Here is a 15,179-nt window from a genome sequence, read left to right as displayed (position 1 = left end):
CCCTCCGACAGGATGGAGGCACGGGCGATGGACGGGTCGCTGATACGGCAGGCGGCGGTGCCGCGGGGCGGGCGCGAGCGGGATATCGGCCTCGGCCTGCTGGTGACGGGCGGGGCGGTGTTGGCCTCGGCGCTGGTCTCGGCGAGGTATTCGCCCTCGCCGGTGCATGGGCGCATCCGGCGCGACTATGAGCGGCTGGAGAAGCCGCCCTTCAACCCGCCCGACCCGGCCTTCGCCATTTGGGGACCACTCTATGCGCTGTTGACCCTGTCGGGCCTCCGCATCTGGACGGCGCCGCGCGGCCCGGCGCGGGAGCGGGCGCTGGCGCATTGGTTCGGGATCCAGGTGCTCGATGCCGTCTGGCTCTGGCTCGGCTTCGGGCGCCGGCAGCTCGGCGCGGCGACGCTGGAGGCGGGGGCGACGGTCGCCAATGCCGTTGCCTATGTCGATGCGGCGCGCAAGGTCGACCCCCCTGCGGCCTGGATGGCGGTGCCCTATGCTGCCTGGATCGGCTTCGCGGCGCTGCTCAGCGAGGAGCTGTGGCGGCGGAATCGCTGACCTTCTTCGCCATGAAGACGCGGCTGAAGCCCTTCTGCACCTCGCGCCCGGTCTCGGCATAGCCGCGCCGGGCGTAGAGGGCGATGTTCCGCTCCATCAGGACATGGGTGTAGAGCCGCACCTCCGGCAGGCCGCGCCGCGCCGCCTCGGCCTCGACGAAATCGAGCAGCGCCCGCCCGTCACCTCGGCCCTGGCGGCCAGGGTCGACGGCGATGTTGTCGAGCATCAGGTGGTCCGGATGGTGCTCGATGACGACGAGCGCGACGGATGCGCCCACCTCCTCCAGCACCCAGGCCTCGCCGGCGGCGATGCGGGCCGCGTAGTCGTCCTCCATCGGCATGGGGCGGCGGCCGATGACGGCGACCCAGGGGCCATAGGCCCGTTCGACGATGGCCGCCAGGACCGGCGCCTCCTCGGGCCGGGCCTGGCGGATGGTCATACCGCGGTGCCGCCGACGGTGAGGCCCGAGAGCTTCAGCGTCGGCTGGCCGACGCCGACCGGGACGCCCTGGCCCTGCTTGCCGCAGGTGCCGATGCCCGGGTCGAGCGCCATGTCGTTGCCGACCATCGCCACCTTGGTGAGGCTGTCCGGCCCGTTGCCGATCAGCGTCGCGCCCTTCACCGGGGCGCCGATCTTGCCGTCCTCGACCAGATAGGCCTCGGAGGCGCTGAAGACGAATTTCCCGCTGGTGATGTCGACTTGGCCGCCGCCGAAATTCACCGCATAGAGGCCCCGCTTGACGCTGCGGAGGATCTCCTCCGGCGGGTGCTCGCCGCCCAGCATCACCGTGTTGGTCATGCGCGGCATCGGGATATGGGCATAGCTCTGCCGGCGGCCGTTGCCGGTGGAGGCGACGCCCATCAGCCGGGCATTCTGCCGGTCCTGCAGGAAGCCCGTGAGGATGCCGTCCTCGATCAGCACGGTACGGTTGGAGGGCGTGCCCTCGTCGTCGACGGTGAGGCTGCCGCGCCGGTCCGGCATGGTGCCGTCATCGATGACCGTGACGCCCGGGGCCGCGATGCGCTGGCCGAGCAGCCCGGCGAAGGCCGAGGTCTTCTTGCGGTTGAAGTCGCCCTCGAGCCCATGCCCGATCGCCTCGTGCAGCAGGATCCCCGGCCAGCCGGGGCCGAGCACCACCTCCATCTCGCCGGCCGGGGCCGGGATGCTGTCGAGGTTGACGAGGGCCTGGCGCAGCGCCTCGTCGACGGCGGCCTGCCAGACCGGGGCGGCCAGGATGCGAGCGTAGTCGAAGCGGCCGCCGAGCCCGTGGCTGCCGGTCTCCCGCCGCCCGTCCTGCTCGACCACGACCGCGACGTTCAGGCGGACGAGCGGGCGGATATCGGCGACGCGGGTGCCGTCGGCGCGGATGATTTGCACCGCCTGCCACTCGCCGGAGATGGAGGCCATCACCTGCGCGACGCGGGGGTCCCGCCCGCGGGCGAAGGCGTCGATCTCGCCGAGGAGCGCGGTCTTGGCGCCGAAATCCATCAGCGCCAGCGGGTTGCCGTCGGCATAGAGCCGGGCATTAGTCGCACGCGGGGCGAGGTCGAGCGTGCCGGAATGGCCGTGGCGGACGGCGCCGACCGTCTCCGCGGCGCGCTTCAGCGCGGCTTCCAACATCTCGCCGGAATGGGCATAGCCCGCCGCCTCGCCGGCGACGGCGCGCAGGCCGAAGCCGCGGGTCGCGTCGAAGCTCGCCGAGCGGATGCGGCCATCATCGAGCGAGATGCCCTCGCTCTCGCGGTATTCGAGGAAGAGCTCGCCATCGTCGGCGCCGGCCAGCGCCTCGCGGACCAGGCGCTCGGCGGCGGCGCGGTCGAGGCCTTCCTCGGCGAAGAACAGGCGATCGGTGACCGAAAGCGGCGTGTCGAGCGGCATATGGGGGCTCCGTTCAGGCGGCCAGTTCGGCCAGGAGGCGGTCTTTCGGGAAGCGCAGCAGGGCGGTGGTGCCCTGGCCGGGCGTGCTGTCCAAGGTGAGGGTCGCCCCCTGCGCCTCGGCCAGCGCCCGCGACAGATATAGGCCGAGGCCGGAGCCGGGGAAGCGCCTCGACAGGGACGAATCGAGCTGGGTGAAGGGCTCGAAGGCGCGCGAGATGTCGCCCGGGGCGATGCCGATGCCGGTATCGGCGACCCGCAGCACCAGGTCGCCCTCCGGCACGATCTCGGCGCCGAGGGTGACGGAGCCGCCCGAGGGGGTGAATTTCACCGCATTGGCAAGCAGGTTGAGCAGGACCTGGCGCAGGCGGAGCTCGTCGGCGCGGAGCAAGGGCAGCCGCGAGGGCAGGGCGGCGCCGAGGGTGACGCCGGCCGTCGCCGCGGTAGCCTGCATCATCTGCACCGCACCCTCGGCCAGCGGCAGCACCGCCACCTGGCCCTCGGTGATCTGGAAGCCCGTGGTCTCCGAGCGGGTGACGTCGAGGATGTCGTCGATCAGCGAGAGCAGGTGCCGCCCGGCCTCGTGGATCGACTGCACGTAGTCGAGGCGGCGGGCCGGGTCGCTGTCGACCAGATAGGCCTCGGAGAAGCCGATGACGGCGTTGAGCGGCGTGCGCAGCTCATGGCTCATGGTGGCGAGGAAGCGGGACTTGGCGCGGTTCGCCGCCTCGGCCGCGTCGCGGGCGCGCTCCAGCTCGGCGCGGGAGCGGAGCTCGTCGGTGATGTCGCGGTAGCTGCGGATGTAGCCGACCCCGCCGACGCTGTCCGTCGTGATCTCGACCATCCGCCCGCCGAGCGTCCGGCGGAAGATGGACGGTACCGGCCAGGGCCTGTCCTCGGGCACCATCTCCAGCGAGGCGGCGAAGGACGTGGCGTCGAGGTACCCGTTCTCCGCCTGCATCCGGATCAGCGTCCGGATCGGCTGGCCGGGACAGATGGCCTCGGGCGGCAGGCCGTTGAGCGAGGCAGCGATGCCGTTGGCGGCGACGACTCGGCCCTCCATGTCGAATAGGACGATGCCCTGGCGGCTGTTGTCGAGCATGGCCTGGAGGATGGCGGCGCGGTTGCGCGCCTCCTCCTCCGCACGCACCAGTGGGGTGATGTCAGCGGTGGTGACGACGAAGCCGTCCCCCGGCGTCGGGTCGGAGGTGACCTCGATGATCCGGCCGTCCCCGGACGGGCGGGTGTAGCGGGAGGGCCGGCTGCGGTCCATCTCGAGGGCGACCCGCGCCGCCAGCATGGCGGTCTCGCCGCCCATCTCGCGGGCGAGCTGGTCTGCGATCAGCTCCTCGAGGCTGCGGCCGGGGCGGAGGGCGCCGGGCGAGTAGCCGCCGAACTCGACGGCAAGCGCATTGGCGGCGATCACCCGGCGATCCGGGCCGAAGTAGCAGATGCCGTGGCGGGTGTTCTCGAGCATCACCTGCAGCACCCCGGCCCGCTCGCGCGCCGCGGCCTCGGCGCGGGTCAGGGCGGTGATGTCGGTATAGGTGGTGACGAAGCCGCCCGCCGGCGTCGGGTTGGTGGTGACCTCGAGCACCCGGTCGTCCGGCCCCCGGCGGACGAAGCGCCGCGGCTCGCCGTAGTCGTCGGCGACCACCTCCTCCACCGTCCTCGGCCCGAGCAGGCCGGCGGCGGCGACGGCGGCGATCACCTCGGCGAAGCTCCGCCCCGGCTCGAACACCGCCGGGTCGAAGCCGTTGAGCGTGGCGGCCAGCAGATTGGCCGTCACCAGCCGGTGCTCCCGGTCGAAGAGGGCGATGCCGTGCCGCATGCTGTCCATCATCACCTGGAGCTGGGCGGTGCGGTCGGCCGCGGCCGCCTGGGCCTCCAGCAGGTCGGTCACGTCGGAATGGGTGACGACGAAGCCGCCATCGGGCGCCGGGTTGGAGGACACCTCGATCAGCCGATCGCCGCTACGGCGCAGGTAGCGGTGCGGCTTGCTGCGGTCGAGGCCGAGGCGCGCCGCGGCCACGGCCTGCCCGGCATCGCCGTAGGTGCCCGTCCCGGCGATGAGCGCGACCAGCTCCTCGAGCGAGGCACCGGGCCGCAGCGGCACGCGCCCCTCCTCGCTGGCCAGGTCCTCGGCCAGGCGGTTGAAGGCGATCAGCCGGCGGTCCGGGCCGAAATAGGAGATGCCGTGCCGGATGTTGTCGAGCATGAGCTGCAGCGTGGCGGCGCGCTCCGAGGCCTCGGCCTTGGCTGCCTCCAGCGCGGTCACGTCGGAATGGGTGACGACGAAGCCGCCATCGGGCGTCGGGTTGCTGGCGATGTCGAGCACCCGCCCGTCGGGGAGGCGGCGCTGCAGGCGGCCGGGGCGGGAGCGGTCCTTGGCCAGCGCCTCGGCCAGCAGGCGACTGGCTTCCGGCTCGGCGCCGAAGAAGCCGAAGGCGTGCTGCTCGCGCAGGATGTCGTCGAAGAGCTGGCCGGTGCGCTCCGGCAGGCCCGGCAGCCCGTGGTTCGGGCCGGCCAGGCGGTTGGCCAGCACCAGGCGGCGGTCCGGCCCGTAGAGGGCGATCCCGTGGCGCATGCTGTCGAGCGTCACCTGCAGGGCATCGGCGCGGCGGCTGGCCTCCGCCTCGGCCGCGGCGCGGGCGGTGATGTCGGTGAAGGTGACGACGAAGCCGCCATCCGGCGTCGGGTCGCTGAAGGCCTCGACCACCCTGCCGTCGGCCATCCTGCGGGTCCGGCGCGAGGGCTTGCTGCGGTCAACCGCGATCAGCATGGCAAGGACGTCGTCGGCCTCCGGCGGCGCGCCGAACATGCCGCGCGCATGCTGCATGCGGACCTGGTCGTCGAGCAGGATGCCGGTCACCACCTCCTCCGCGGTGGCGCCGCCGATCTCGATGGCGAGGCGGTTGGAGGCACGGAGCCGCCGGTCCGGACCGAAGAGCATGAAGCCGTGCCGCATGTTCTCGAGCGCGGCGCGGAACATGGCGGCCCGGGATTCGGCCTCCGCCTCGGCCGCGGCAAGGGCGGTAACGTCGGAGAAGGTGACGGCGAAGCCGCCGTCGGGCATCGGGTCCGAATGAATCTCGAGCAGCCGCCCGTCGCTGGTGCGGCGCATGTAGCGGTGCGGCTGCCGGCGGTCGAGCGCGAGCAGCCGCTCGATCTCCCGCTCGGGGTCGGGGCCGAGGCCACCGAGCCGGGCCTGGCGGCGGAGGATGTCGACCATCGACGTCCCCGGCGGCAACGGCGCGCTTCCTTCGGGAAAGGGGCGGCTGCCCGGCCCGCTGAAGATGCGGTTCACCGCGATCAGCCGGTGCTCGGCGTCGTAGAGGGCGATGCCGTGGCGGATCGCCTGCAGCATCGCCGCCTGCAGCTCGGCGCGCTGGCGCAGCTCGGCCTCGGCGCGGGCGAGGGCGGTGACGTCGGTGATGGTGACGACGAAGCCGCCATCGGGCATCGGGTCCGAGGCGACGTCGAGCACGCGGCCGTCATGCGAGGTCCGGACGTGGCGCAGCGGCTGCGAGCGGTCGGCGGCGTGCGGCGCGTCGAGCGTCGCATCGCCCACGGGATCGGCCTCGCGCTGGGCGCGGACGAGCTCGTCGATGTGCCGGCCGGGCGCCAGCATCCCGGCGGGGAGGCCGGCGAGCTGGTGCATGAGCGGGTTGGTGGCGACGACCCGGCCCGACGCATCGAACAGGGTGATCGCGTGGCGCATGTTGTCGAGCATCGCCTGCAGCGTGGCGGCGCGGGCCTCGGCCGCGCGCTCCGCCTCGATCAGCGGGGTGACGTCGGTCAGGGTCATGACGAAGCCGCCATCCGGCGTCGGGTCGGAGCGCGCATCGACGATGCGGCCATCGGCCAGGCGGCGGCGGACGAGATGCGGCTCGCGGGGGTCCTGCGCGCCAGAGGGCGCAGCCTCCGGCCCCGCGCCGAACAGGCCGTGGGCGAGCGGCAGGGTGGCGATCTCGCCGATGGCCGTGCCGGGGCGCATGTCCGCTGGGCACAGGCCTGCGAGCTCGGCGGCCATGTCGTTGGCGGCGATCAGCCGCCGGTCGGGGCCGAACAGGACGATGCCGTGCCGCATAGTCTCCTGCATGGTCTGCAGGAGCTCGGCGCGGGCGCGCGAGGCGGCCTCGGCCTGGGCGAGGGGGGTGACGTCGGTATAGGTGACCACATGGCCACCGGCGCCGTTCGGGCCGATCGGGTTGGAGGCGACCTTGATGACGCGGCCGTCCGGGGCGGTGCGGACGAACTCGCTGTAGCGCCCCTGCGGGCGGTGGATCAGGCGGTCGCGCTCCGCCGCGGCGGCCTCTCCGCTGCCGAAGGCGCCGCGGGCGTGCTGCAGGCGGATGAGCTCGGCGCGGGAGCGGCCGGGGACCAGCTCCTCCGGCGGCAGGCCGGCGCAGGTCGCGGCAAGGGCGTTGACGGCGAGCAGGGTGTCGTCCGGCCCGTAAATCAGGCAGCCATGCTGCATGGAATCGAGCGCTGCGGTCAGCATGGCGGCGCGGTCGCTGGCCGATTGCTCGGCCTGGGTGCGGGCGGTGATGTCGCTGTAGGTGACGATGTAGCCGCCATCCGGCGTCGGGTCGGAGGCGACTTCCAGCACGGTGCCGTCGGGGCGGATGCGGACATAGCGGCTCGGGACGGTCCGGTCGAGGCAGCGGGCGGCGGCGACCTGCCGCGCCGTCGCCTCGGCATCGCCGAACTCGCCGGCGGCGGCCTGCGTCTCGACGATCGCCAGGAAGGACATGCCGAGCGGGATGCTGTCGCCGGGGATGGCGCCGAGGTGGCGGGCCAGGTGGTTCGCCGCCACCAGCCGGTGCTCCGCGTCGAACAGGGCGATGCCGTGGCGCATGCTGTCGAGCATCAGCTGCAGCATGGCGCAGTGGTCGAGCCCCGGCGCGACGGCGGCATCCCCTTCGATCATGGCCGTCTCCCCGGGCCCCGGAGGCCGTGCAGCGCGAGCAGCGCCGTGGTCAGCACCAGGACGGCCGTCGCTTGGTGCAGCGTGCCGAGCCAGACCGGCACGGCATGCAGCAGGGTGGCGACCCCGAGCGCATATTGCAGCAGCACCGCCCCGCCGAGGCCGAGGCAGGCGCGGCGGGCGAAGCCGGGCGGCAGGCGGCGCCAGCCGGCGAAGGCGGCACCGAGGGCGGCCAGCGCCGCCAGGCTCGCCAGCAGGCGGTGGTTGAACTGCACCGCCGCAACATTCAGCGTCAGGTTCGCCCAGACGCCATCGAGCCGCCAGTAGCCCGGAGGCACCAGCCGGCCCTCCATCAGCGGGAAGGTGTTGTAGTCGAGCCCGGCGCGGTTGCCGGCGACGAAGCCGCCGGCGAGCATCGCCGCGGCCAGCAGCCAGGCCGCCGCCTTGGCCTGGCGGCGGATGCTGCCGGCGGCCGGCAGCGCCTCGGCGGGGCGGGGGCGCAGCAGGCCGAGCCCGGTCCAGGTCAGCGCCGCGAAGAGGCCCAGCGCTAAGCTCAGATGCACCACCAGCCGGTAGGGAGAGACCGCGGTGCGGTCCGCCTCGAAGCCGGAGGCGACCATGAACCAGCCGACCGCGCCCTGCAGGCCGCCGAGCACCAGCAGCAGCAGCAGGCGCCCCTTGTAGCCGGCCGGGATGCGGCCGCGCAGCCAGAACCAGGCGAGCGGCAGGGCATAGGCGAGGCCGATCAGCCGGCCCCAGAGCCGGTGCGCCCATTCCAGCCAGAAGATCTGCTTGAAGCCCTCGATCCCGAAACCCTGGTTGACGAGCTGGTATTGCGGGATGGTGCGGTAGAGGTCGTAGAGGCGCTGCCACTCGGCGTCGGAGAGCGGCGGCAGGGTGCCGGAGAGCGGCGCCCATTCCATGATGGAGAGGCCTGAGCCGGTGAGGCGGGTGGCGCCGCCGAGGGCGACCATGACCCAGACCATGGCGGCCACGCCGAGCAGCCAGAGGCCGACGGCGCGGGGGGACGTCCGGCTGCGGACCGGGCGCGCGGAGGGTGCATCGAAAGGCATCCTCTTAGTATAGTGCGGCAGGTCGCCAAGGACACCAATGGAACGCCGCCCCGGCGGAACAATCGGTGCGGCTTGCGGCGCGCCCGCGCGGCTGCTACCGCAGCGGCGCGATGCAGACCGCTCCCGATGCGGCCGGTGCCCCCGCCGGTTCCTCTCTGGCGGCCTCGGCCAAGCCCCCCCTGATCTCGGTCGTGATCCCGGTGCGGAACGAGGCGCCCAACATCGCCCCACTGGTCGCCGAGATCGAGGCGGCGCTAGCCGGGATGGCGCATGAGATCGTCTATGTCGACGACGGCTCGACCGATGCGACGGCGGCGGCGCTGCGCGAGGCGGCGCGGGGGGCGCCGCTCCGGCATCTCCGGCACCGGGCGAGCTGCGGGCAGTCGGCGGCCGTGATCACCGGGGTGAAGGCGGCGCGGGGCGGTTGGATCGCCACCCTCGACGGCGACGGGCAGAACGACCCGGCGGACATCCCCCGGCTGCTGGCGCGGGCCCAAGGGGAGATGCAGGCCGAGCCAGGGCCGGTGATGGTCGCCGGGCATCGGGTGACGCGGCGGGACAGCTGGGTGAAGCGGCGCTCCAGCCGCATCGCCAACCGCATCCGCGCCCAGTTACTGGGCGATGCGACGCCGGATACGGGGTGCGGGCTGAAGGTGTTTCCGCGCGCGCTCTTCCTCGAGCTGCCGCATTTCGACCACATGCACCGCTTCCTGCCGGCCCTGGTGCTGCGCCAGGGCGGGCGGGTGGTGAGCGAGCCGGTGAACCACCGGCCACGGGTCAGGGGGCAGTCGAATTACGGGACGCTGGACCGGCTGGCGGTGTCCATCTTCGACCTACTGGGCGTCGCCTGGCTGCAGCGGCGCGGCTCCCGTCCCGTGGTGGAGGAGTGAGCGAGCGGGCGAGGGCCGTTGCCAAGCTGCTGGTGCTGGCGGCGGGGCTGGCGGCGGCGGGGCTGCTGCTCCGGGCGTTCGGCGGGCTGCTCGGGACGGAATGGGTGGACCGCACCATCCGTGGGCAGGGGCTTTGGGGGGAGGGGATATTCCTCCTGGTCGGGATGGCGGCGACGGCGGTGGGCATCCCGCGGCAGGGCGTCGCCTTCCTCGGCGGCTATGCCTTCGGCGCGGTGATGGGCACGGGGCTGGCGCTGCTGGCGCAGCTGCTGGGCTGCGCGCTCTCCTTCCTCTGGGCGCGGCTGGTCGGGCGCGGCTGGGCGGAGCGCAGGCTGGCCGGGCGATTCGGCCGGCGGCTCCGGCCGCTGCGGGACCTGCTGGCGGCAAGCCCCTTCGATGCCACTCTGGCGCTCCGGCTGCTGCCGCTCGGCAACAACCTGGCGCTGAACCTGCTGGCGGGGATGGCGGGGATCGCGCTGCTTCCCTTCCTCGCCGCCTCGGCGATCGGCTACCTGCCGCAGACGGTGGTCTTCGCCCTGCTCGGTAAGGGCGTGCGGGTGGACGGGGCCTGGCAGCTCGGGCTCTCGGCCGTGCTGCTGGTGGGGTCGGTGGCGATCGGCTTCGCCCTGCTCAGGCGGCACCGGGCGGGGCGGGCGCTGGAGGAGTAGCGCCGCCCGCCTGGGCTCAGTGCAGGACGAATTGCCCGTTGGCGAAGCGGAGCTCGGCCGGGCGGGTCAGCGCGGCGGAGGCGACGCGGACCGAGTAGAGCGGCCCCTCAATCTCGCGCCGCCAGAAGTCGAGGAAGCGGGAGAGCTCGGGGAAGGCGGGGGCGCAGTCGACCTTCTGCCAGACGAAGGTCTGCAGCACGCTGGGGTGGTCCGGCATGTGGTAGAGGATCTCGGCGGTGGTGAGCCGCCAGTCGGGGATGCGGACGAAGCGTTCGAGGCTGTGCAGCACGCAAAGCGTTCCTTCTGGTCGGTGCCAGCCGTTGCGGCCGGCGTTTTCCTCCACTCATGCAACGCGAAGCTTGCCACGTCTTTCCGGGTGGGTTGCAACAAAATTGTTGGATTTCAGTGGGTTGGCACTCGCATTCCGAGAGTGCTGCAAATCTCTTGACGGCCACGCAAGCCTGCCCTAGATGGCTGGCACTCCTCCGGGGCGAGTGCTAGCGGTCCCGCTGGCGCCTCCCGGCGGGGGGACCCATTCCTTGAGAATAGGCCAGGAGAGGACCGCATATGAGCTTCCGTCCCCTGCATGACCGCGTTCTCGTCCGTCGCGTGACGGCCGAGGAGAAGACCCGCGGCGGCATCATCATCCCCGACACCGCCAAGGAGAAGCCGCAGGAAGGCGAGGTGATCGCCGTCGGCTCTGGCACGCTGAACGACAAGGGCGAGCTGCGCGCCCTCGACGTGAAGGCGGGCGACCGCATCCTGTTCGGCAAGTGGTCGGGCACCGAGGTGAAGCTCGATGGCGAGGAGCTCCTCATCATGAAGGAGTCCGACATCATGGGCATCCTCGACAACCCTGCCGTCGCCAAGGCCGCCTGAGCCACCCGCTCACGCGCCTCTCACTCGTCGTCAACAATGGCGGACGGGACCGCGCCGGGGCAGACCGCCCTGGCAGCGATCGGACGCCGAACCAATGAGGTACATACATGGCTGCGAAGGACGTTAAGTTCGGCGCCAATGCGCGCGACCGCATGCTGCGCGGCGTGGACATCCTGGCCGACGCCGTGAAGGTGACGCTCGGCCCCAAGGGCCGCAACGTCGTGCTCGACAAGAGCTTCGGCGCCCCGCGGATCACCAAGGACGGCGTGACCGTCGCCAAGGAGATCGAGCTGGCCGACAAGTTCGAGAACATGGGCGCGCAGATGGTGCGCGAAGTGGCCTCGAAGACCAACGACATCGCCGGTGACGGCACCACCACCGCGACCGTGCTGGCCCAGTCCATCATCCGCGAGGGCGCCAAGGCCGTCGCCGCCGGCATGAACCCGATGGACCTGAAGCGCGGTATCGACAAGGCCGTCGCCTCCGTCGTCGGCGAGCTCGAGGCCAAGACCAAGAAGATCTCGACCTCGGCCGAGGTGGCGCAGGTCGGCTCGATCTCCGCCAACGGCGAGACCGAGATCGGCGAGATGATCGCCCAGGCCATGGAGAAGGTCGGCAACGAGGGTGTCATCACGGTCGAGGAGGCCAAGGGCATCCAGACCGAGCTCGACGTCGTCGAGGGCATGCAGTTCGACCGCGGCTACGTCTCCCCGTATTTCATCACGAATGCGGAGAAGATGATCGTCGAGATGGAGAACCCCTACCTGCTGATCTTCGAGAAGAAGCTCAGCCAGTTGCAGCCGATGCTGCCGCTGCTCGAGGCGGTTGTTCAGTCCGGCCGTCCGCTCATCATCGTCGCCGAGGATGTCGAGGGCGAGGCGCTCGCCACCCTGGTCGTCAACAAGCTGCGCGGCGGCCTGAAGGTCGCGGCCGTGAAGGCGCCGGGCTTCGGCGATCGCCGCAAGGCGATGCTCGAGGACATCGCCATCCTGACCGGCGGTGAGGTGATCTCCGAAGATCTCGGCATCAAGCTCGAGAGCGTGACGCTGGCCCAGCTCGGCAAGGCCAAGATGGTCCGCATCGAGAAGGAGAACACCACGATCGTCGACGGCGCTGGCGAGAAGTCCGCGATCACCGGCCGCGTGGAGCAGATCAAGGCGCAGATCGAGGAGACCACCTCGGACTACGACCGCGAGAAGCTGCAGGAGCGCCTGGCGAAGCTGGCCGGCGGCGTCGCCGTCATCCGCGTCGGCGGCTCGACCGAGGTCGAGGTGAAGGAGCGCAAGGACCGCGTCGACGACGCGCTGCATGCGACCCGCGCCGCGGTTCAGGAAGGCATCGTGCCGGGTGGCGGCGTGGCGCTGCTGCGCGCCTCGACCAACCTCGGCCACCTGAAGGGCCTGAACAACGACGAGCAGGTCGGCATCGAGATCGTCCGTCGCGCCATCCAGGCGCCGGCGAAGCAGATCGCCGAGAATGCCGGCAAGGACGGCGCGGTCGTGGCGGGCGAGGTGCTGCGCACCGACACCTACGCCTACGGCTACGACGCCCAGAAGGACGAGTACAAGGACCTCGTCGCCGCCGGCATCATCGACCCGACCAAGGTCGTGCGCACGGCGCTGCAGGATGCGGCCTCGGTCGCTTCGCTGCTGATCACCACCGAAGCGATGGTGGCCGAGCGTCCGGAGCGCAAGGCGCCGGCCGGCGGCCCCCCGGGCGGCGGCATGGGCGGCATGGGCGACATGGACTTCTGATCCAGGCCGCAAGCCTGATCGGAGAGAGGGGGCGGGCCGCAGGGCCCGCCCCTTTTTTCGTCTCGCTAGACGGCCTTTCCCGCTGCGAATCCCTCACGACAACGCGTGTGCGTGATCGTTGACTTCAACCTGTCGATCCGTGTCCACTTGACGTGCCAGCTGTCCTTGGCCCGCCTTGCCGTGCCGTCCCGGAGCCCTCCGGCTGCCCTCAAGCGATCAAGCCTGGCGGTTTCGCACGGGTGATCGTCACCCGTGCCTCATGCAAGGGGAGGGCGCGTCGCATGGCGATCGGCACCGTGAAATGGTTCAACGCCACCAAGGGCTTCGGCTTCATCGTTCCGCAGGATGGCGGCAAGGACGTTTTCGTCCACATCACCGCTGTGCAGAAGGCTGGTCTCCAGGGGCTCAATGAGAACCAGAAGATCAGCTACGAGGTGGTGATGGAGCGCGGCAAGGCCGCGGCGGCGAACCTCAAGCCGCTGTAGCGCATCCCGGCGAGGCCCGGACGGGCCTCGCCTTCGCCGCTGTCACGCCGCCTGCTGGTCCTGCACCCAGACGCGGCGGGCGCCCTGGCTTTGCAGGAAGCGCTGGGCTTCGGCCTTCTCCTCCTCGGTTCCGGCCCGGATGCCGAGGGAGGGGCCTTCCGCCTTCACCACCTCATCCGGTCGCCGGCCCGAATCCGACGGGCTCGCCGCGGCGCCGGCCGTCTCGCCCACTGCAAGCGTCGCGGCCCCGGCCGCTGCCGCGGCCGCAACGGCAGGGAGCGCCGCGCCACCGGTGGCGATGACGATGCCAGCCGCCAGCATCGAGGTCGATGCGGTGGCGGTGCCGACGAAATTCTGCCGCAGGTTGCGGGCATCGGTGCCCTTCGGGTTCTCGTCCGGCGTGATGACTTGGTCGTTGTCGGCCGGGCGCTCCGCCTGCGGCGCGCAGCGGGACTGGAGAGCGCGGAACCACTCCTCCGCCTGAAGCTTCGCCGCGGCGCTGTCGAGCGCGGAACGGTCCTCGAACTCACCCCAGACGACCGGACCGGACTGGGGCGTGTGGTCGTACTCGCCGGTCCATTGGCTGCTGTCGGCGACGATGGCCATGGGCCTTCCCCTTGCTGTCTCGATCGGAGGCAACGCCGCCGGCCAGCGGATGTTCCGCCGGCCGGCGGACCTGCCCATGCAATCCCGAGTCGAGCCATCCGAGCGCCGTACCGCATGCTGGTATGCGCATCACGGGTTGGCGACGTGCTTGTCGGCCTTTTCATGCGCATTTTCCGGTCCGGCCACTGCAGCTTGTTCGGCGGATGGCAAGGGAGATCGGCATGCGCGGCCGGTTGGGACGCTCGGTGCGGGCGGTATGCACCGTCGGATGGGCTAGGCCGGCCGGCCCGGCGCAGGCGGTGCCGGTGGTCGAAGCCGTCTTTGCGCCGGGACTGCAGGCGCGGCTGGTGATTCCGGGAGCAAGCGTCCGTCGCATCGCCGTCCGCGGCGCCGCCCGTGCCTGGGACCGACCGCGGCAGGGGCTGGAGGTGCGCTCGCCGCTGCCCTGGCCCGGACGCGCGGCCGAGCCGGCGCTCGCGGCGATCTCCGCAGTGCAGATGGCTGGCTTCTTCGCCGCGAGCCTGCGGTGATGGCGGCGCTGACCCGCGTCCTCGAGCCCGTCCCGGCCACGGCCGCCTTTTGGCGGCAGGCGGGCTATCCCGCCATGCTGCTGGGCGGAAGCGCCGCGGTGCTGCCCGCCTATGGCGCGCTGCTCGGCCTCCTGCAGCTGCCGCATGCGGAAGCGCCGGGGCTGCTCGTGGTGCTGACGGCCGCGGCGCTTTCGAGCATCGTCGGCTTCGCCTTCTCGGCCATCTGCGGCGCCTTCCTCTTCAACATGATCGAGGATCCTGTGCGGGTCGTGCAGGTCATGGTGACGTGCAGCATCGCCATCCAGGCGGTGACCGTCTGGACCCTGAGGCGGGACATCGCCTGGGGGCGGCTGCCGTGCTTCCTGCTCGGCGGCTTCGTCGGGCTGCCGATCGGGCTCGGCCTGCTGACGCATCTGGATCGTGCCGTCTATATGCGGACGATCGGCGGGCTGCTGCTCGCCTACGGCCTGTGGATGCTGCTGCGGCCAGGCCTGGCGAAGCCGCAGGCGGAGAGCCTCGCGGGCGACACCGTCATCGGCATGCTCGGAGGCGTCACCGGCGGGCTGGCCGGATTCCCCGGCGCCCTGGTTACCATGTGGTGCGCCCGGCTCGGCTGGGACAAGCGGCGGCAACGCGGGCTGTACCAGCCCTTCATCCTGGTGATGCAGGTGGTGACCCTGCTGGCCTTGCAGCTCGTGGCGGCCGAGGGCGGCGCCGGGCTCGATCCCGCGATACTGTCCTACGTGCCGGCGGCGCTGCTCGGCACCCTTTGCGGCCTCGCCGTCTTCCGGCGGCTGAGCGACCTGCAATTCGCGGCCTGCGTGAACCTGCTGCTCATCGCCTCCGGCCTTGGCATGCTGCTCTAGGACATGTGCGGACATGCTCGCGGCCTTTGTCTTCGAGGCGGAGTCATGCCTTCGAACCCAGCCGT

At 71.7% G+C, this 15,179-nt stretch carries 14 protein-coding genes; 8 read left to right on the top strand and 6 right to left on the bottom strand.

Annotation, left to right across the window (positions count from 1 at the left end; genetic code table 11):
* The first annotated feature begins 27 nt into the window (after positions 1-27).
* Positions 28-558 carry a TspO/MBR family protein gene (locus AC5JJ1_RS02760; protein ID WP_495783587.1) on the top strand — a complete coding sequence of 177 codons (531 nt, stop codon included), beginning with the start codon at positions 28-30 and terminating at the stop codon, positions 556-558.
* Here AC5JJ1_RS02760 and AC5JJ1_RS02755 read toward each other — a convergent pair.
* From AC5JJ1_RS02755 to AC5JJ1_RS02740, 4 genes are read right to left on the bottom strand one after another with little or no spacing between them, the layout of a single operon-like run.
* Complete coding sequence (locus AC5JJ1_RS02755) at positions 527-997, bottom strand: GNAT family N-acetyltransferase (RefSeq protein WP_495783586.1); 471 nt, start codon at positions 995-997, stop codon at positions 527-529. The genes AC5JJ1_RS02760 and AC5JJ1_RS02755 overlap by 32 nt on opposite strands.
* A complete protein-coding gene (tldD, locus tag AC5JJ1_RS02750) occupies positions 994-2,436 on the bottom strand; it encodes a metalloprotease TldD (protein ID WP_495783585.1) in 1,443 nt (480 codons plus the stop codon). Before tldD ends, AC5JJ1_RS02755 begins: the two co-directional genes overlap by 4 nt.
* Positions 2,437-2,449: 13 nt before the next feature.
* Positions 2,450-7,366 (bottom strand): PAS-domain containing protein, encoded by a 4,917-nt coding sequence (locus AC5JJ1_RS02745; protein WP_495783584.1) that lies wholly within the window; start codon positions 7,364-7,366, stop codon positions 2,450-2,452.
* The gene (locus tag AC5JJ1_RS02740; RefSeq protein ID WP_495783583.1) at positions 7,363-8,436 is read right to left on the bottom strand and encodes a COX15/CtaA family protein; all 1,074 of its coding nucleotides are present in this window, start codon (positions 8,434-8,436) and stop codon (positions 7,363-7,365) included. Before AC5JJ1_RS02740 ends, AC5JJ1_RS02745 begins: the two co-directional genes overlap by 4 nt.
* Positions 8,437-8,546: 110 nt before the next feature.
* Here AC5JJ1_RS02740 and AC5JJ1_RS02735 point away from each other — a divergent pair, with 110 nt between their 5' ends.
* On the top strand, positions 8,547-9,326 hold the full coding sequence (locus tag AC5JJ1_RS02735; protein WP_495783692.1) for a glycosyltransferase: 780 nt from the start codon (positions 8,547-8,549) through the stop codon (positions 9,324-9,326).
* Entirely contained in the window at positions 9,323-9,994 is a 672-nt protein-coding gene (locus AC5JJ1_RS02730) for a TVP38/TMEM64 family protein (protein ID WP_495783582.1), read from the top strand. The genes AC5JJ1_RS02735 and AC5JJ1_RS02730 overlap by 4 nt, the downstream gene beginning before the upstream one ends.
* Positions 9,995-10,010: 16 nt before the next feature.
* Here the strand turns inward: AC5JJ1_RS02730 and AC5JJ1_RS02725 are convergent, their stop codons facing one another.
* Entirely contained in the window at positions 10,011-10,283 is a 273-nt protein-coding gene (locus AC5JJ1_RS02725; protein ID WP_495783581.1) for an usg protein, read from the bottom strand.
* A gap of 278 nt (positions 10,284-10,561) precedes the next feature.
* On the opposite strand from AC5JJ1_RS02725, the gene groES reads away from it, so the two are divergent.
* The 3 genes from groES (at position 10,562) to AC5JJ1_RS02710 (ending at position 13,112) form a co-directional block, all read left to right on the top strand.
* On the top strand, positions 10,562-10,873 hold the full coding sequence (groES, locus tag AC5JJ1_RS02720; RefSeq protein ID WP_495783580.1) for a co-chaperone GroES: 312 nt from the start codon (positions 10,562-10,564) through the stop codon (positions 10,871-10,873).
* 107 nt (positions 10,874-10,980) lie between these two features.
* On the top strand, positions 10,981-12,627 hold the full coding sequence (gene groL / locus AC5JJ1_RS02715; protein ID WP_495783579.1) for a chaperonin GroEL: 1,647 nt from the start codon (positions 10,981-10,983) through the stop codon (positions 12,625-12,627).
* A 281-nt stretch (positions 12,628-12,908) separates the two neighbouring features.
* A complete protein-coding gene (locus AC5JJ1_RS02710; protein ID WP_043337601.1) occupies positions 12,909-13,112 on the top strand; it encodes a cold-shock protein in 204 nt (67 codons plus the stop codon).
* A gap of 42 nt (positions 13,113-13,154) precedes the next feature.
* On the opposite strand, the gene AC5JJ1_RS02705 is transcribed toward AC5JJ1_RS02710, so the two are convergent.
* Complete coding sequence (locus AC5JJ1_RS02705; RefSeq protein WP_495783578.1) at positions 13,155-13,718, bottom strand: hypothetical protein; 564 nt, start codon at positions 13,716-13,718, stop codon at positions 13,155-13,157.
* A 221-nt stretch (positions 13,719-13,939) separates the two neighbouring features.
* On the opposite strand from AC5JJ1_RS02705, the gene AC5JJ1_RS02700 reads away from it, so the two are divergent.
* Both AC5JJ1_RS02700 and AC5JJ1_RS02695 read left to right on the top strand, forming a co-directional pair.
* Positions 13,940-14,248, top strand: coding sequence for a hypothetical protein (locus tag AC5JJ1_RS02700; RefSeq protein ID WP_495783577.1), 309 nt, complete (start codon positions 13,940-13,942; stop codon positions 14,246-14,248).
* Positions 14,248-15,114, top strand: coding sequence for a TSUP family transporter (locus AC5JJ1_RS02695; RefSeq protein WP_495783576.1), 867 nt, complete (start codon positions 14,248-14,250; stop codon positions 15,112-15,114). The genes AC5JJ1_RS02700 and AC5JJ1_RS02695 overlap by 1 nt, the downstream gene beginning before the upstream one ends.
* Positions 15,115-15,179: the final 65 nt, after the last annotated feature.

This window comes from Belnapia sp., assembly GCF_059504005.1.
The sequence above is the reverse complement of the archived record's forward strand: the minus strand, read 5'-3'. Positions and strand labels throughout refer to the sequence as shown.